The 16,358-nt window shown below is 71.8% G+C and carries 16 protein-coding genes; 8 read left to right on the top strand and 8 right to left on the bottom strand.

The window, feature by feature from the left end:
* Positions 1 to 57 precede the first annotated feature (57 nt).
* The 5 genes from ABN273_RS08835 to ABN273_RS08815 all read left to right on the top strand — a co-directional run bounded on the left by ABN273_RS08835 (position 58) and on the right by ABN273_RS08815 (position 5,160).
* Complete coding sequence (locus tag ABN273_RS08835) at positions 58 to 444, top strand: VOC family protein (protein WP_349448157.1); 387 nt, start codon at positions 58 to 60, stop codon at positions 442 to 444.
* Positions 420 to 1,235, top strand: a complete 816-nt coding sequence (locus ABN273_RS08830) for an alpha/beta fold hydrolase (RefSeq protein ID WP_349448156.1) — start codon at positions 420 to 422, stop codon at positions 1,233 to 1,235. Before ABN273_RS08835 ends, ABN273_RS08830 begins: the two co-directional genes overlap by 25 nt.
* Before the next feature lie 66 nt (positions 1,236 to 1,301).
* Positions 1,302 to 3,653, top strand: coding sequence for a beta-glucosidase (locus ABN273_RS08825; RefSeq protein WP_349448155.1), 2,352 nt, complete (start codon positions 1,302 to 1,304; stop codon positions 3,651 to 3,653).
* Positions 3,654 to 3,718: 65 nt separating this feature from the next.
* Positions 3,719 to 4,399 carry a DUF4191 domain-containing protein gene (locus ABN273_RS08820; protein WP_349448154.1) on the top strand — a complete coding sequence of 227 codons (681 nt, stop codon included), beginning with the start codon at positions 3,719 to 3,721 and terminating at the stop codon, positions 4,397 to 4,399.
* Positions 4,399 to 5,160, top strand: coding sequence for a class I SAM-dependent methyltransferase (locus ABN273_RS08815; RefSeq protein ID WP_349448153.1), 762 nt, complete (start codon positions 4,399 to 4,401; stop codon positions 5,158 to 5,160). Before ABN273_RS08820 ends, ABN273_RS08815 begins: the two co-directional genes overlap by 1 nt.
* Before the next feature lie 69 nt (positions 5,161 to 5,229).
* On the opposite strand, the gene lipA is transcribed toward ABN273_RS08815, so the two are convergent.
* The 7 genes from lipA to ABN273_RS08780 form a co-directional block, all read right to left on the bottom strand.
* On the bottom strand, positions 5,230 to 6,159 hold the full coding sequence (gene lipA / locus ABN273_RS08810; RefSeq protein WP_349448152.1) for a lipoyl synthase: 930 nt from the start codon (positions 6,157 to 6,159) through the stop codon (positions 5,230 to 5,232).
* A 133-nt stretch (positions 6,160 to 6,292) separates the two neighbouring features.
* Entirely contained in the window at positions 6,293 to 6,985 is a 693-nt protein-coding gene (lipB, locus tag ABN273_RS08805; protein WP_349448151.1) for a lipoyl(octanoyl) transferase LipB, read from the bottom strand.
* A gap of 37 nt (positions 6,986 to 7,022) precedes the next feature.
* Complete coding sequence (locus tag ABN273_RS08800) at positions 7,023 to 7,760, bottom strand: Type 1 glutamine amidotransferase-like domain-containing protein (RefSeq protein WP_349448150.1); 738 nt, start codon at positions 7,758 to 7,760, stop codon at positions 7,023 to 7,025.
* Between the two features lie 38 nt (positions 7,761 to 7,798).
* A complete protein-coding gene (locus ABN273_RS08795) occupies positions 7,799 to 8,692 on the bottom strand; it encodes a TIGR01777 family oxidoreductase (protein WP_349448149.1) in 894 nt (297 codons plus the stop codon).
* Between the two features lie 245 nt (positions 8,693 to 8,937).
* Positions 8,938 to 10,383: a 2-oxoglutarate dehydrogenase, E2 component, dihydrolipoamide succinyltransferase gene (sucB, locus tag ABN273_RS08790; RefSeq protein ID WP_349448148.1), complete on the bottom strand. Its 1,446-nt coding sequence runs from the start codon at positions 10,381 to 10,383 to the stop codon at positions 8,938 to 8,940.
* Between the two features lie 38 nt (positions 10,384 to 10,421).
* Entirely contained in the window at positions 10,422 to 11,786 is a 1,365-nt protein-coding gene (lpdA, locus tag ABN273_RS08785) for a dihydrolipoyl dehydrogenase (protein WP_349448147.1), read from the bottom strand.
* A gap of 51 nt (positions 11,787 to 11,837) precedes the next feature.
* Positions 11,838 to 13,307, bottom strand: coding sequence for a leucyl aminopeptidase (locus tag ABN273_RS08780; RefSeq protein ID WP_349448146.1), 1,470 nt, complete (start codon positions 13,305 to 13,307; stop codon positions 11,838 to 11,840).
* A 96-nt stretch (positions 13,308 to 13,403) separates the two neighbouring features.
* Here ABN273_RS08780 and ABN273_RS08775 point away from each other — a divergent pair, with 96 nt between their 5' ends.
* Positions 13,404 to 13,751: a GntR family transcriptional regulator gene (locus tag ABN273_RS08775; protein WP_349448145.1), complete on the top strand. Its 348-nt coding sequence runs from the start codon at positions 13,404 to 13,406 to the stop codon at positions 13,749 to 13,751.
* Between the two features lie 85 nt (positions 13,752 to 13,836).
* Positions 13,837 to 14,724, top strand: a complete 888-nt coding sequence (locus tag ABN273_RS08770) for a CPBP family intramembrane glutamic endopeptidase (protein WP_349448144.1) — start codon at positions 13,837 to 13,839, stop codon at positions 14,722 to 14,724.
* A 12-nt stretch (positions 14,725 to 14,736) separates the two neighbouring features.
* Here the strand turns inward: ABN273_RS08770 and ABN273_RS08765 are convergent, their stop codons facing one another.
* The gene (locus ABN273_RS08765) at positions 14,737 to 15,501 is read right to left on the bottom strand and encodes an adenosylcobinamide-GDP ribazoletransferase (protein WP_349448143.1); all 765 of its coding nucleotides are present in this window, start codon (positions 15,499 to 15,501) and stop codon (positions 14,737 to 14,739) included.
* A 33-nt stretch (positions 15,502 to 15,534) separates the two neighbouring features.
* Here ABN273_RS08765 and ABN273_RS08760 point away from each other — a divergent pair, with 33 nt between their 5' ends.
* Entirely contained in the window at positions 15,535 to 16,335 is an 801-nt protein-coding gene (locus tag ABN273_RS08760; protein WP_349448142.1) for an ABC transporter ATP-binding protein, read from the top strand.
* Positions 16,336 to 16,358: the final 23 nt, after the last annotated feature.

Here is a 16,358-nt window from a genome sequence, read left to right as displayed (position 1 = left end):
GACCGGCGACCCCTTCCATCGGCAGACTGAAGGCACATCGAAGGAAGGGATGAGGAAATGCAGCTGTTCGTCAACCTGCCGGTCAAGGATCTCGAGCGGTCGAAGAAGTTCTTCACCGAACTCGGCTTCAACCTGTTCGGCATGGGCGAGGAGATGGCGTCGGTGGTCATCAGCGAGGAGACGCAGGTCATGCTGCTGACCGAGCCGACGTTCAGCTCGTACATCACCAAGGAGATCCCCGACGCGGGCAAGAGCACGGAGGCGATCCTGGTGCTGGGCATGGAGAACCCCGCCCAGGTGGACGAGCTGGTGGACAAGGCGATGGCGGCCGGGGCCACCCCTGCCGGGGTCAAGCAGGAGGACGGCATCAGGTACCAGCGCGGTTTCGCCGACCTCGACGGGCACCACTGGGAGGCGCTGTGCCTGGTGCAGCCGGCCGGATGAGCGGCAAGGCGACCTCCGCGGACGGCACCGTCATCGCCTTCGACCGCTACGGCGCGGGACCGGCGGTCGTCCTGGTCCACGGCGCGTTCACGGCCAGGGGGCATGCCACGCTGGCCGGTGTGGCGGCCGGCCTGGCGCCGTGGTTCACGGTGTACGACTACGACCGCAGGGGGCGAGGCGACAGCGGGAACACCCCGCCGTACGCCGTCGAGCGGGAGATCGAGGACCTGGCCGCCGTCATCGGGGCGGCGGGCGGGTCGGCCATGGTGTTCGGCGGCTCGTCGGGAGCCGCGCTGGCGCTGGAGGCCGCGGTACGCAACCCGGCGATCTCCAAGCTCGCCCTGTGGGAGCCCCCGTACCACGTGGACGACAGCGCGCCCCCGCTGCCGGACGACTTCGCGGCGCAGCTCGACGCGCTGGTGAGGGCGGGCAGGCGGGGGGAGGCGGTGGAGCGGTTCCTGGTGGAGGCGGCCGAGGCGCCCCCGGAGGCGGTGGCCGCGATGCGCGCGCAGCCGTCCTGGCCGGAGCTCGAGGCGCTGGCCCACACCCTCGCCTACGAGGCCGCCGTGCTGGGGCCGGGCAACGCGCTGCCCGCCGAGCGGCTGGCCGCGGTCAGGCAGCCGACGCTCGTGCTCAACGGCGAGGACAGCCCCGGCTGGATGTCCGACGCGGGGCTGGCGGTCGCGGAGGCGGTGCCCGGCGCGGTGCGGCGGGTGCTGGAGGACCAGGCCCACAACGTGGCCCCCGAGGCGCTGGTCCCCGAGCTCCTGGAGTTCTTCGTCGCCGCCTGAGTCGCGCCGCCAACGACGTACGGTCCGGTCTTCCGGACGTCCGGCGACCTGGTGAAGACTGCGGTGGTGGACTTCGACGAACTCATCGCCAGGCTTGACCTCAGCACCAAGATCCGCCTGCTCACCGGGGCCGACATGTGGTCGCTCCCGCCGCTGCCCGAGATCGGCCTCGACCGGCTCGTCATGAGTGACGGCCCGATCGGCGTACGCGGGGAGCAGTGGAGCTCGGCCGACCCGTCGATCGCGCTGCCGAGCCCGACCGCGCTGGCCGCCACGTGGGATGTGGACCTGGTGCGGCGGGCCGGCGCGCTGCTGGCGCAGGAGGCCAGGCGCAAGGGCGTGCACGTGCTCCTCGCGCCCACGATCAACCTGCACCGCTCGCCGCTCGGAGGCCGCCATTTCGAGTGCTTCTCCGAGGATCCGTACCTGACGGGGGAGATCGGCGCGGCCTACGTCGAGGGCGTCCAGGAGGGCGGCGTCGCCACCACGCCCAAGCACTTCGTGGCCAACGACTTCGAGACCGACCGCTTCACCGCGGACGTCCAGGTGAGCGAGAAGGCCCTGCGGGAGGCGTACCTGCGGCCGTTCGAGCGGGTGGTGCGGGCGGGAGCGTGGGGCCTCATGACGGCCTACAACTCCGTGAACGGCACCACCATGACCGAGCACGCCGAGCTGGTGAACGGGGTGCTGAAGGACGAATGGGGGTTCGACGGGTTCGTGGTGTCGGACTGGACGGCGCTGCGTACGACCGAGGCCGCCGCCATGGGCGGCACCGACGTGGCGATGCCCGGCCCGTCCGGCCCATGGGGCGAGAAGCTGGCGGCGGCCGTGCGGGAGGGCCGCGTGCCGGAGTCGGTCGTGGACGATCGGGTGCGCCGCATCCTGCGCCTGGCCCAGCGCGTCGGCGCCCTGCGCGGCCCAGAACCGCACTCTGCGCCGCCTCCCGCCGGGGAGCGCGTCGACGGGGTGGCGCTGGCCCGCGAAGTGGCCACGCGCGGCTTCACCCTGCTGACCAACGACGGCATCCTGCCGTTCCGGCAGGTCCGGACGGTCGCCGTGATCGGGGCGGCCGCCGCGGAGGCCCGCATCATGGGCGGCGGGAGCGCGCAGGTCTTCCCCGACAGGATCGTCTCGCCGCTGCAGGGCCTGGCCGAGCGGGCCGAGGTCCGGTACGCGCTCGGCACCGACCCCCGGATCCGCCTGTCGCCGCTCCCCGGCCCGGTCACGGCCACGTTCCTCGACGCGGAGGGCACGGCGCTGGCCGAGCAGCCGCTGGCCGCCGCCGAGGCGCGGTGGATCGGCCAGCTGCCGCCCGGCGTGGACGGCGACCGGCTGAAGGCGGTCCGGCTGCGCACCACGTACACGCCGGACATTTCGGGTGAGCATCAGCTGTCCGTCGCCGGGGTGGGGGCCTTCACCGTCGTCGTGAACGGCGAGACCGTCTTCGACGAGGCCCTCGAGGCGGACGGTGACGACCCGGCCGCGGCGTTCCTGTCACCGCCCGAGCGGCGGGTGAGCCTGCCCATGACCGCCGGGGAGCCGTACGAGGTGGTCGTGACGCACCCGGCGGGGGCGTTCGGCGGCATGGCGTTCGTGTCGTTCACGGTCGGCCACGCGGATCCGAGCCCGGGCGAGGAGGCGCTGCTGGCCGAGGCCGTGCGGGTGGCGGCGGAGTGCGACGTGGCGGTGGTCGTGGCCGCGACCACGCCGGAGGTGGAGAGCGAGGGCTTCGACCGCAGGGACCTCAGGCTGCCCGGACGGCAGGACGAGCTGATCCGCGCGGTCGCCGCGGCCAACCCGCGCACCGTCGTGGTCGTCAACGCGGGCTCGCCGGTCGAGATGCGGTGGACCGAGGAGGTGGCGGCCGTGCTGCTCACCTGGTTCCCCGGGCAGGAGGCGGGGGCGGCGCTCGCGGACGTGCTGTTCGGGGACGCCGAGCCGGGCGGGCGGCTGCCCACGACGTGGCCGCGGCGGCTGCAGGACGCTCCCGTGGTGAACGTGACGCCGGTGGACGGTGTGGTGGCGTACGAGGAGGGGGTGTCGATCGGGTACCGGGCTTGGGAGCGGTCGGGGCGCGCGCCCGCGTTCTGGTTCGGGCACGGCCTGGGCTACACGACCTGGTCGTACGACTCGATCGCGGCCGAGGGGACGAGCGGGGCGGCTGCCGTCACTGTGGCCGTCACCAACACCGGCGATCGTGCGGGCCGCGAGGTCGTGCAGGTGTACGTCTCCGGGGTGCTGGCCGGGTTCGACGTGGTCGAGGCCGCGCCGGGGGAGACCGTGCTCACCACGATCTTCCTGCCGGAGCGGGCCTTCCAGGTCTGGGACGGCGGCTGGCGGACGGTCGAGGGCGAGTACGCGGTCGAGGCGGGCCCCAGCGTGGGCGATCCTCGTCTGTCGGCTACCGTAAAGGTGTAAGCCGCGCGAGAAATGGCCGGGTCGCGTTTTCCGTACCGCACCAGTTGGTTTGTATCCTTCAGAGCATGGCAAAGTCCGAGGAACCAGAGAAGCCGGGGCGCATCAAGCAGCTCCGCATGATCGCGCAGATCATCAAGCAGGCCAACCCCAAGGGGATGCCCCTCGTCTTCCTCTCTGCGGTGGGCACGCTGGCGGTGGTCGTCGTGATCGGCCTGGTCACGGACTACTTGTGGTATTCGCTGTTCATCGGCGTGCTGGCCGCGCTCACGGTCGGGTTGGTGGTGTTCGGGCAGCTCGCCCAGAAGGCCCAATACTCGATCCTGCACGGCCAGACCGGCGCCGCGGCGGCGGTGCTGCAGGGCATGCGCGGCAACTGGCAGGTCACCCCGGCCATCGCGGTCAACCGCGACCAGGACCTCGTCCACCTCGTGGTCGGCTATCCCGGCGTCGTGCTGGTGTCGGAGGGGCCCGGCAACCGGGTGGCGAAGATGCTGGCGGCCGAGAAGAAGCGGGTCGCGCGCGTGGTGCTGGGCATCGAGATCTACGACATCCAGTGCGGTGACGGCGAGGGGCAGGTGCCGCTCGGCAAGCTGCAGCGCCACCTGATGAAGCTGCCGCGCAACCTGAAGAAGCCCGCGGTCAACGAGGTGAAGGACCGCCTGCGCTCGCTGCCGAAGAACATGCCGATGCCCAAGGGCCCGATGCCCAAGGGCGCCCGCATGCCGCGCGGCCCCAAGATGCGCTAGTGCTGTCGAGTTCGTCGCGGGCCAACCGCTGGTGGTGGGACGGCAACGCCGACGACTACCAGGTCGAACACGGCGAGTTCCTGCGTGACACGGGGTTCGTCTGGTGCCCCGAGGGCGTGGACGAGGCCGACGCGCGCCTCCTCGGCGAGGTGCGCGGCCGGCGCGTGCTGGAGATCGGCTGCGGCGCGGCGCAGTGCGCGCGGTGGCTGGTGACTCAAGGGGCGCGGGTGGCCGCGTTCGACATCTCTCACCGGCAGCTGCGCCACGCCCAGCGCATCGACCTCGACACCGGGCTGCACGTGCCCGTGGTGCAGGCCGACGCCGAGTCGCTGCCGTTCGCCGACGACGCCTTCGACGTGGCCTGCTCGGCGTTCGGCGCGCTGCCGTTCGTGGCCGACCCGCTCGCGGTGTTCCGCGAGGTGCGCAGGGTGCTCAGGCCGGGCGGCCGGTTCGTGTTCTCGGTGAGCCACCCGATCCGGTGGGCGTTCCCCGACGACCCGGGGCCGCGCGGGCTGACCTCCGACCGGTCCTACTTCGACCGCTCCCCCTACGCGGAACGGGACGAGAACGGCACGGTCACCTACGTCGAGCACCACCGCACCATGGCCGACTGGGTGAACCTGCTGGTGACCTCCGGGCTGACCGTCACGGGGCTGCTGGAGCCCGAGTGGCCGGAGGGGCACGAACGGGTGTGGGGCGGCTGGAGCCCGCTGCGTGGCCGCCACATCCCCGGCACGGCCATCTTCAGCACTGTCGCCTAGCCGGGCGAGGCCCCGCATGAAGCAGCCCCAGGACCGCGTGTGGCGGGTCCCGGGGCTGGCGGGTGGTGGTCAGGCCGTCTGGCGGGCCTGGATGGCCTGCTGGTAGAGGCGGCCGGCGCGGTACGACGAGCGCACGAGCGGCCCGGAGAGCACACCGGCGAACCCGATGGCCTCCGCCTCCGCCTGCAGCTCCACGAACTCCTCCGGCTTCACCCACCGGTCCACCGGGTGGTGGCGCGGCGTGGGCCGCAGGTATTGGGTGATGGTCAGCAGGTCGGTGCCCGCGGCGTGCAGGTCGCGCATGGCCGAGACGACCTCCTCACGCGTCTCGCCCATGCCCAGGATCAGGTTGGACTTGGTGACCAGCCCGGCCTCGCGGGCCATCGTGATCACCGCGAGCGACCGCTCGTACCGGAACGCGGGACGGATCCGCTTGAAGATCCGCGGCACCGTCTCGACGTTGTGGGCGAACACCTCGGGCTTGCTGGAGAAGACCTCCTCCAGCTGGTCGCGGTTGCCGTTGAAGTCGGGCACCAGCAGCTCGACGCCGCAGCCGGGCAGCAGCCCGTGGATCTGGCGCGCCGTCTCGGCGTAGAGCCAGGCCCCGCCGTCGGGCAGGTCGTCGCGGGCGACGCCGGTCACGGTCGCGTACTTCAAGCCCATCTGCTGGACGGACTCGGCCACTCTGCGCGGCTCGTCGCGGTCGTACTCCTTCGGCTTGCCCGTGTCGATCTGGCAGAAGTCGCAGCGGCGCGTGCACTGGTCGCCGCCGATGAGGAAGGTCGCCTCGCGGTCTTCCCAGCACTCGTAGATATTGGGACAGCCCGCCTCTTCACAGACCGTGTGCAGGCCCTCCCGGCGCACGAGCGATTTCAGCTCGGTGTATTCGGGGCCCGTCTTCAGCTTGGTCTTGATCCACGGGGGCTTGCGCTCGATAGGGGTTTCGGCGTTACGCACCTCCAGGCGGAGGAGCTTTCGGCCTTCAGGAGCAACGGTCACCCACTCAGCTTACGTCTCCCCGGAAACCGGCCTGTTCCTGGGTCAGGAGATGAGGCCGAATCCGCGGATGGCCCGCGTGTAGTGGCCGAGCAGTTCCTCGTCGACGCGTTCCGACTCGCACGTGCCGAGCCGGTCATCTGCGGAGAAGGTCCTCTTCGTGGAGTTCGTACGACTCCATGCCCAGCGCCTCGGCCAGCCGCTTCTCCGCGATCGGCATGACCTCCTCGACCACGATGCGACGGCCCGTCTCCGCCGACAGCGAGGAGACGCCCACGTCGGGGAGGCCGCACGGCGCGATGCGGTTGAACCAGCGGGGGTCGTTGGCGCAGTTGAGCGCGAAGCCGTGCATGGTGACGCCGCGCGCGACGCGCAGGCCGACCGCGCCGAGCTGACGGTCGGGCAGCCCCAGGGTGGCGTCGCCGACCGCCCAGACGCCGCCGCGCCCCCGCACGCGTCTCGCCGTGACGCCGAAGTCGGCGCAGATCTGGATCATGGCCTCTTCGAGGCGGCAGGCGTAGGTGACCACGTCGGTGACGGCGACGATCGGATAGGCCACGAGCTGCCCGGGACCGTGCCAGGTGAGGCGGCCACCCCGGTCGACGTCGATGACCGGGGTGCCGTCGGCGGGGCGCTCATGCGGGGCGGTGCGCTTGCCCGCGGTGTAGACGGGGGCGTGCTCGAGGATCAGAACGGTGTCGGTCAGCTCTCCGGCGACCCGCTTGCCGTGCACCCAGCGCTGCAACGACCAGGCCTGCTCGTAGGGGACGTCGACACCGAGGCGGACGATGGCGAGTGCGTGGGGATCGTCCCCGTGGATGGGGCGCATGAGCCTATTGTGCCGTTCCCTCACCCGCGAAGGGTAATCAGGGGGTCAAGAGTCGTGGCTCGATCCTGAACTCCTTGACGCCGCCTGCCCCGTCGCTCTCCACCCGGTAGGCGTAGCCGCCCGGCTCGACGGTCACCGCCTGGATGAACTCCGTGCCCACGTAGTGGAGCCCCACGCCCTCGTCGGCGGCGTACCCGCTGGGCAGCTCGCCGCTCGCCACCGACTCCTGCAGCAGCCGGCGGCGCTGCGGGTCGGAGTCGTAGTGGACGCCGCACGAGTAGGGCAGGAAGCCGAGGCCCTCGGCCCACACGCGCAGGTCGGGACCGAAGGAGTCGGTGTTGCCGCCCACGTGCCAGCACAGCGCGCCCGCGCTCTGCCCGGACAGCACCACCCCGGACCGCCACGCCTCCTCGAAGGCCTCGTCGTAGCCGTGCAGCCGCCACAACGCCATCAGGTTGGCCACGCTGCCGCCGCTGACGTAGATCATGTCCTGCTCGAGGATCCAGGCCTGCGGATCTTCGACATTGGGCATGGGGAACACCGTCAGGTGGCTCAGCTCGACGTCCCACCCCGCGAAGGCGCCGTACATCTTGAGCAGCCACTCGTCGGAGTCGCCTGTCGCGGTGGCGAGCAGCCCGAGCTTCGGCCGGTCCTGTCCCGTGAGGTCGAGGCCGTAGCGCAGCAGCGGGCTGGCCTCGATGAAGCTGTAGCGCCTGCTCGGGCGGAACGATCCGCCCCCGATGGCGAGGATGTGTGACTGTCCTGACCGGCTCATGTCAAGATTCTCCCACCTGTTGAAGGACGCACGGCTCCCTAGAGTACGGCGCTCAGCGCCTCGTCGAGGCGGGTATGGGCGAACCCGTAGCCGGTGTCGAGCAGCTTCTTCGGCTGGAGGCGGTGACTGGGCAGCAGTGCCTCCCGCGCGAACTCGCCGAGCCCCGCGGACAGCGCGAAGGCCGGCACCGGGATCGGCATCGTGCCCTTACGCAGGGCTTTTCCGAGTGCGCGGGTGAACTCGGCGTTGGTGACGGGCGATGGGGAGGTGAAATTGACTGGCCCGGTAATGTCACGATTTTTCAGCACATGCACCGCCGCCCCGACCCAGTCGTCCACGCTGATCCACGACCAGTACTGCTTCCCCGACCCGAGCGGCGCTCCCAGCCCGATCCTGAAGATCGGCACCACCCGCTCGAGCATCCCGCCCTCCCTGCTCAGCACCAGCCCGGAGCGCATCAGCACCGTCCTGACGCCGGCCTCACCCGCCCGCCTGGCCTCGCCCTCCCATTGTTCGCACATGTCCGACAGGAAGCCGGTGCCCTTTCCCTGGCTCTCGTCGATCACCCGGTCGCCGGTGTCGCCGTAGAAGTCGACCCCTGACGCCGACATGAGCACCTCCGGCTTGCCGGACAGCCCGGCGATCGCGTCGACGAGGACCTTGGTGCTCTGGACCCGGCTGGCCAGGAGCTCCCGCTTGTACGCCTCGCTCCACCGCCTGCCCCCGATCGACGCCCCGGCCAGGTGCACCACGGCCTGCGCGCCGTCGAGCGCGGCCTGGTCGATCTCCTGGCTGCTCGGCTGCCAGTACGCCTCGTCGGCCGCGCGCGGCTCTCGCCGTACCAGCCTGACGACCTCGCGCCCCTCGTCCCGCAACGCCCGCACCAGCGCCGACCCGAGCAACCCCGACGAGCCCGTCACGATGATCGCCATAACGCCACACTACGCCGCCCCGCCGCCCGCCCGCCGATGCGCCGTCGATGCGCCCGCCCGTGTCGCGCGGCACGATGGCGCGCATCGCACGACCACCGCCACCGAACGGGGCGCGTCGCACGGCATCGCGCCACAGCGCGCGACCACCGTGGGCGCGTGTCGCCGGCCCCGGCCTCGACGTCCCAGGAAAGCGAAAGGCCGGGCGGCCCCGGAAAAGGGAGCCGCCCGGCCGGGCGAGCCAGTGGCTACGCGAGACCGAGCTGGGCCTCGAAGCGTCCCTCCTCCAGACGGCGCTTGACCGTCGTCAGGAAGCGGGCCGCGTCCGCACCGTCCACCAGGCGGTGGTCGTACGTCAGCGCCAGGTACACCATCGACCGCACCGCGATGACCTCGCCCTCAGGCGTGTCGATCACCACGGGCCGCTTCACGACGGAACCGGTCCCCAGCATGCCGACCTGCGGCTGGTTGAGGATCGGGGTGTCGAACAGGGCCCCGCGGCTGCCGGTGTTGGTCAGCGTGAAGGTGCCGCCCGTGATCTCGTCCGGCGTCACCTTGTTGGCGCGCGTGCGCTCCGCCAGGTCGGCCGTCTTGCGGGCCAGCCCGGCGAGGTTGAGGTCGCCGGCGTTCTTGATGACCGCCGCGATCAGCCCGCGCTCGGTGTCGACCGCGATGCCCAGGTGCTCGACGTCGAAGTACGTGACCTCCATGGTCTCGTTGTTGATCGTCGCGTTGAGCTTCGGGTGCTGCTTGAGCGCCTCGACGGCGGCCATCTCGAAGAACGGCATGAACGACAGCTTGACGCCCTCGCGGCGCAGGAAGTCGGCCTTGGCCTGCTCACGCAGCCGCGCGATCTTGGTGACGTCGACCTCGACCACCGTGGTGAGCTGGGCCGCCGTCTGCAGCGACTCGACCAGCCGCTTGGACATCGTCTGGCGCAGCCGCGTCATCTTCTCCGTACGGCCACGCAGCGTCGTGTCGACCTCCACGGGCTCGGGCGCCGCGGCGACCGGAGCCTGCGCGGCCGGAGCGGCGGCGGGAGCGGGCTGAGCGGCGGGCGCCGGAGCCGGCACCGGAGCGGCCTGGGCCGCGGCGGCCTTCTCGCGCTGCGCCTTGGCGGCCTCCAGCACGTCCTGCTTGCGGATGCGGCCGCCGACGCCGGTGCCGGTGATCGAGTCGAGGTCGACACCGTGCTCGTTGGCCAGCTTGCGCACCAGCGGCGTCACGTACGGGCTCTCACCCGACGGCAGCGGCGAGGGCTCCGCGACCGGGGGAGCGGCCTGCGCGGCGGGAGCCGGGGCAGGCGCGGGAGCGGGCGCCGGCGCGGGGGCCGGAGCCGGAGCGGGCTGCGGGATCGAGGAGACCGGGGGAGCCGGCGCGGGCTCGGGCTCGGGCTCCGGCTGCGCAACCGGCGCGGGGGCGGCCTCGGGGGCCGGGGCGGCGGCGCCCGCCTCGGCCTTCTCGTCGATGACGGCGAGCTCGGCTCCGACCTCCACCGTCTCGTCCTCGGCCACGACGATCTTGGTGAGGACACCCGCGGAGGGCGACGGGATCTCGGTGTCCACCTTGTCGGTCGACACTTCGAGGAGCGGCTCGTCGGCTTCGACGCGCTCGCCCTCCTTCTTCAGCCAACGGGTTACGGTGCCCTCGGTCACGCTCTCGCCGAGCTGGGGCATCTGTACGGAGACCGGCATCGTTATCTTCTCTCGCGTTCTGATCTCGAGGGCTTGGACTAGTTGTGTACGTGCAGCGGCTTGCCGGCCAGGGCCAGCATCGCCTCACCCATGGCCTCGGACTGGGTCGGGTGTGCGTGGATGAGCTGGGCGACCTCTGCGGGCAGCGCCTCCCAGTTGTAGATCAGCTGCCCTTCCGTGACGAGCTCGCCGATGCGCCGGCCCACCATGTGGACACCGACGACCGGGCCGTCCTTCTGGGCGATGACCTTCACGGCGCCCGAAGTGCCGAGAATCTGGCTCTTCGGGTTTCCCGCGAGGTCGTAGACCTGTTCGACGATCTCGATGCCGCGCTCGGCCGCCTGCGCCGAGGTGATCCCGACGGAGGCCACCTCGGGGTCGGAGTAGGTGATGCGCGGCACGCCCGCGTAGTCGATGGGCGGCGGGTTGAGGCCGGCGATGTGCTCGGCCACCATGATCCCCTCCGCGAACCCCGCGTGCGCGAGCTGCAGGGTCGGGATCAGGTCACCGATGGCGTAGACGCCGGGCACGGAGGTCTGGCAGTGCTCGTCGACCACCACCGCGCCGCGCTCGATGGCGACGCCCTGCTCCTCGAAGCCCATGCCCGCCGACACCGCGCCCCGCCCGACCGCGACGAGCAGCAGCTCGGCGTCGAGGGTCTTGCCGTTGGCCAGCGTGACGACCACGCCCGTCTCGGTGGTCTTGGCGCCGTCGAAGAAGACGCCCAGCTCGTACTTGATGCCGCGGCGGCGGAAGGCCCGCTCCAGCAGCTTGGAGCTGGACTCCTCCTCGGTCGGCAGCAGATGCGGCAGCGCCTCGACGATCGTGACCTCGGCCCCGAACGAGCGGTAGACGCTGGCCAGCTCGACGCCGATCACGCCGCCGCCCAGCACGATGACGGAGGTGGGCACGCGGTCCATCTTGAGCGTGTGCTCGCTGGTGATGACGCGCTCGCCGTCGATCTCCAGGCCCGGCAGCGTCTTGGGCGCCGAGCCGGTGGCGAGGACGAGGTTGCGGCCCTCGTAGACCTCCGAGCCGACCTGGACGCGGTTGGGGCCGACCATGCGGCCCTCGCCCTCGACGATCGTCACGCCCGCGCCCTTGAGCAGGCCCTGCACGCCCTTCCAGGCCCGCGTCACGATCTTGTCCTTGAACGCGTGCACGCCCTGCACGTCGATGCCGTCGAAGCGCGCCTTGACGCCGAACGACTCGCTCTCGCGGGTCTCGTCGGCGACCTCGGCGGAGTGGAGCAGGGCCTTCGTGGGGATGCATCCCCTGTGGAGGCAGGTGCCGCCGATCTTGTCCTTTTCGATCAGCGCGACCGACTTGCCCAGCTCAGCCGCCCGAAGCGCGCAGGCGTAACCGCCGCTGCCGCCACCTAGGACGACGATGTCATAGGCCACAGGAAGGCTCCTTGTCGGGGTGTTCGTGATGCCGTCATCTTTTCATTTGTTTCAGATGCTCGCGTGCCGCTCTGCGAGTCCGATGAGAGTGCGGGTGATGGCGCCCGTGCCGCCCTTCGGGGTGTAACCGTACGGCTCGCCCTTGTTGAAGGCGGGGCCGGCCATGTCGATGTGGGCCCAGCGCACGCCCTCGGGCACGAACTCCTTCAGGAAGATGCCCGCCGCCAGCATGCTGCCCCAACGCTCGGGCTGGAGGTTGGCGATGTCGGCGACCGGTGAGTCGAGGCCCTTGCGCAGCTCCTCGGGCAGGGGCATGCCCCACGCCCCCTCGCCTGCGGCGCCGGCGGCCTCGACGACCAGCTGCCTGATGTCGTCGTCGTTGGACATGACTCCGGCCGTGCGCCAGCCGAGCGCGACGATCTGCGCGCCCGTGAGGGTCGCCACGTCGACGATCAGGTCGGGCTGGTCCTCGGCGGCCCTGGCGATGCCGTCCATGAGCACCAGGCGGCCCTCGGCGTCGGTGTCGAGCACCTCGACCGTCTTGCCGCTGTAGCTGTGGATGACGTCGGAGGGGCGCTGCGCGGTGCCGCTCGGCAGGTTTTCCGCCAGGCAGAGGTAGCCGACGGCGTTCACCGGCAGGCCGAGCCTGGCGATGCCGATCATGGCGCCGAGCACCGCGCCCGCGCCGCCCATGTCGGACTTCATCCAGTCCATCGAGGCCGACGGCTTGAGCGACAGGCCGCCGGAGTCGAACGTGATGCCCTTGCCCACGAACGCCAGCCGCTTGCCGGCCTCCGGGTGGGTGTAGGCGAGGCGGACCAGGCGCGGCGGGTTGGCCGAGCCCTGGCCGACGCCGATGAGGCCGCCGTAGCCGCCGTCCTTGAGCTGCTTGTCGTCGAGCACCTCGACGGTCAGCCCGACCTTGTTGCCCTCCTGCTCGGCGATCTCGGCGAACTTGGCCGGCCACAGGTGGGAGGGAGGCGTGTTGACCAGGTCGCGCACCAGGGCGACCGAGTCGGCCAGGACGCCGGCGCGCCCGGCGACGGCGCCGGCCTGGCCTGAGACCACGGTGAGCTCGGCGACCGGCGCCTTCTGCTCGCCGTTCGTGCGGTAGCGGGAGAAGGCGTACGCGCCGAGCAGCGCGCCGAGCGCCACGGCCTCGGCCTCCTCCGGGGTGTCGGCGGGCAGGGCGAGCGCGGCCCTGGCGGTGCCGGCGAGGGACCGTACGGCGGCGCCGGCGGCGCGGCGCAGCCCCTCGGTGTCGGGGGAGTCGCCCAGACCGACCGCGACCAGCAGCGGGGCGGCGATGGCGCCGAACGTGGGCAGTTTGGCGAGCTCGCCTGCCTTGCCGGAGAAGGCGACGGCCTTGAGGGAGTCGGCGAGCTTGCCGCCGAAGGCGGCGTCGAGGGACTCGGCGCCCGCGGCGGCCCGTGGGCCTTCCTGGCCTGACCTGAAGCCGACGATCAACGCGTCGGTGTCAAAGGAGACTGGATCTGCTGAGTTCAGCCGCACAGTGGTCACGTAAACCGATGCTATCCAGGTCTTCTACGTACTCACAAACAGGGGTTCATCCTACCAATAGACAGCATGTGCGATGGTGCTAGTGTCATTAGCACCATGTTGCTGACGCTGGACCTGAACGACGCGCGGCCCCTGCACGAGCAGGTGGCCGGCGCCATCCGCCGCGCCATCGGGGAGGGGTCGTACCGCCCCGGCGACCGCCTGCCCCCGGCCCGCGATCTGGCCCAGGATCTCGGCATCAACTCCAACACCGTGCTGCGCGCGCTGCGCGACCTCCGGGACGAGGGGCTGCTGGAGTTCAGGCGGGGCCGGGGGGTCAGCGTGGCGGGGCGGGCGGACGGCCGCGCCCTGCTCGCGCAGCGGGCGCGCGAGCTGCTGGAGGAGGCCAGGAAGTACGGCTACGGCCGCGAGGACCTCATCACCATCCTGGAGGAGCTGCCATGAATCCCCGCCGGCTCGAGATCGGCGTCGACGACGCCGAACGCGGCGCATCCCTCATCAACGCCCTCATCGCGGAGCGAGTGGACCAATGAAACGACCTCTCCTCATCTTCATCGTCCTGGCCTTCGGGCTGTCGTGGGCGGTGGCCCTGCCCCTCTGGCTCGGCGACGGACTGGCCTCGCCGCAGCTGGCCTGGGTGGCCACGCTCATGATGTTCACGCCCACGGCCGGCGTGCTCGGAGTGTGGGCCGTCTCACGCACGCCGTTCCGCGAGTGGGCCAGGCAGACCGGGCTCACCTTCGGCGACCGCAAGAAGCGCACGGCCGTGCTGCTGGTCGTCACCTGGCTCGGGGTGCCGCTGCTGGCGTTCCTCGCGATGGGGCTCAGCGCCGCCGCCGGGCTGGTCTCGCTGGACCTCGACCAGCTCAGCTTGCTCAGATCCGCACTGCGGGCGCAGGGCGTGCAGGCGCCCGCCGACCTCGGCACGGTGGCCGTGCTCCAGATCGTGGTGGCGGTCGTCGCCGGGCCCGTGCTGAACGCGATCCCGGCACTGGGGGAGGAGTGGGGCTGGCGCGGCTGGCTGCTGCCCCGGCTCGTCTCCTCGAACGGCATGCTCGCCGGGCTGGTCTTCACCGGCGCCATCTGGGGCGTCTGGCACGCCCCCCTCACCCTGCTGGGCTACAACTACCCGCGCCTCGGCTCCTGGTCGGCGCTGTTCTTCATCGGCTTCTGCGTGCTGTTCGGGGTGCTGATCGGGTGGCTGCGGCTGCGTACGGGCAGCGTGTGGCCGTCCGTCGTGGCCCACGGCTCACTGAACGCGGTCGCCCCGCCCGCGCTGCTGCTCGGTGACGCCGCCGCGCCGCCGAACGAGGTGCTGGTCGGCGTGACCGGCCTCGTCGGCTGGGGCCTGCTGGCACTGGCCGGCGCGGCCCTGCTCCGCTTCTCTCCGGTACGCCGGGCGCAACCGGCCGCCTGATCGGGCACGCGCTCAGCCGGCTGTCGCGTACACCACCAGCGCCGCGGCCGTGGCGGTCTCCACGAGCGCGCCCAGCACGTCACCCGTGATCCCGCCGAGGCGCCGCCGCGCGTGCCGGAGCAGCAGCAGGGCGGCGCCCAGCCCGGCGAGCAGGCCGAGCGGCAGCAGGATCACGCCCCACGCCACCGGCTCGCTGTTCGAGAAGACGACGCCCAGGGCGAGCGCGGCGACGCCGAGCAGGGTGACCAGGGTGACGAGCCAGACGGCGGGGCGGCGTACCGTACCCGCGACCATCGCTCCGAGCCCGTCGGGGCGTGCGGCGGGGACGCCCGCCCGGCAGGCCCACGTCAGCGCCAGCCGCCCGGCCACGCAGGCCGTCACGAACGGCGCGAACCCGACATCGGCCACCGCGGCGACCTGGATGGCCAGCGTCAACACCAGGGTCATCACCCCGAACGGCCCGATGTCCGACTTCTTCATGATGTCGAGCGCGTCAGCGGCGGGCTTGCCGCTGCCCAGCCCGTCGGCCAGGTCGGCGAGCCCGTCCAGATGCAGCCCGCGGGTCAGCACGGCCAGCAGCCCGACCGCCAGCGCCGCCAGCAGCAGCGGCGGACCGGGCAGGAGCAGCGGCAGCCCGGCGACGAGGCCGAGCGCGAGCCCGACTGCCGGAGCCAGTGCCATCGCGTGCCCCGCGACCTCCCGATCCACCCGCACGACCCGTGCCGGGAAGATGCTGAGCGTGCCGATCGCGAGCCACAGCCCGTGCCCAAGGCGCATGGCCGACGATCCTAGGCCCACTAGTGTGGCGGGATGCACGTGGTTGAACTCGAAGGCGTAGGTGTCCGAGTTGTCGGAAAGTCGCTGCTGGACGGCGTCGATTGGCAGGTGGACTACGGCGACCACTGGGTGATCCTCGGCCCCAACGGCGCGGGCAAGACGACGCTGCTCTCGCTCGCGGGCGCCGTACGGCATCCCAGCGAGGGCACGGTCAAGGTGCTCGGCCACAGGCTCGGCCGGGTGGACATGCGGGGGCTGCGCCGCCACATCGGCCTCGTCGCGGCCAGCCAGCGGCTGATCGACGAGGAGCTGATGGAGCAGGAGGGGGCGACCGCGCACACCGTGGTGCTCACCGGGCACACGGGGACGAGCGTTCCGCTCTGGGACAAGTACGGCGACGCCGAGCGGGACAGGGCCAACCGGCTGCTGGCCGACCTGGGGTGCAAGGACCTCGCGGACCGGCCGTTCCGGGTCTGCTCGCAGGGCGAGCGGGCCAGGATCAGGGTGGCCAGGTCGCTGATGGCGGACCCGGCGGTGCTGCTGCTCGACGAGCCGTTCGCGGGGCTGGACCTGCCGGCCAGGGAAGACCTGATCAGCGCCGTCGAAGACCTGGCCACGACCCGGCCCGTCCTCACCACCGTGACGGTCACCCACCACCTGGAGGAGGTGCCCGCGACGACCACGCACGCCATGCTCATGCGGGACGCCAGGGTGCTGGCCGCAGGCCCGGTGGACGACGTGCTCACCCCCGCCCACCTCTCCGACTGCTTCGGCCGCCCCCTGCACGTGGACCGCCTCGACGGCCGCTGGTACGCCAGAGCCGTCCGCCCCTGACCGCTCCCGGCTCGCCCCAGCCC

The organism is Nonomuraea sp. B19D2, assembly GCF_040137845.1.
GTDB lineage: Bacteria > Actinomycetota > Actinomycetes > Streptosporangiales > Streptosporangiaceae > Nonomuraea.
The sequence above is the reverse complement of the archived record's forward strand: the minus strand, read 5'-3'. Positions and strand labels throughout refer to the sequence as shown.

Coding starts and splice junctions, on each gene's coding strand:
- ABN273_RS08835 (WP_349448157.1), top strand. CDS start 58: ATGCAGCTGTTCGTCAACCTGCCGGTCAAGGATCTCGAGCGGTCGAAG.
- ABN273_RS08820 (WP_349448154.1), top strand. CDS start 3,719: ATGGCAAAGTCCGAGGAACCAGAGAAGCCGGGGCGCATCAAGCAGCTC.
- lipB (WP_349448151.1), bottom strand. CDS start 6,985: ATGCGCCCCATCCACGGGGACGATCCCCACGCACTCGCCATCGTCCGC.
- ABN273_RS08800 (WP_349448150.1), bottom strand. CDS start 7,760: ATGAGCCGGTCAGGACAGTCACACATCCTCGCCATCGGGGGCGGATCG.
- ABN273_RS08795 (WP_349448149.1), bottom strand. CDS start 8,692: ATGGCGATCATCGTGACGGGCTCGTCGGGGTTGCTCGGGTCGGCGCTG.
- sucB (WP_349448148.1), bottom strand. CDS start 10,383: ATGCCGGTCTCCGTACAGATGCCCCAGCTCGGCGAGAGCGTGACCGAG.
- ABN273_RS08775 (WP_349448145.1), top strand. CDS start 13,404: ATGTTGCTGACGCTGGACCTGAACGACGCGCGGCCCCTGCACGAGCAG.
- ABN273_RS08770 (WP_349448144.1), top strand. CDS start 13,837: ATGAAACGACCTCTCCTCATCTTCATCGTCCTGGCCTTCGGGCTGTCG.
- ABN273_RS08765 (WP_349448143.1), bottom strand. CDS start 15,501: ATGCGCCTTGGGCACGGGCTGTGGCTCGCGATCGGCACGCTCAGCATC.
- ABN273_RS08760 (WP_349448142.1), top strand. CDS start 15,535: ATGCACGTGGTTGAACTCGAAGGCGTAGGTGTCCGAGTTGTCGGAAAG.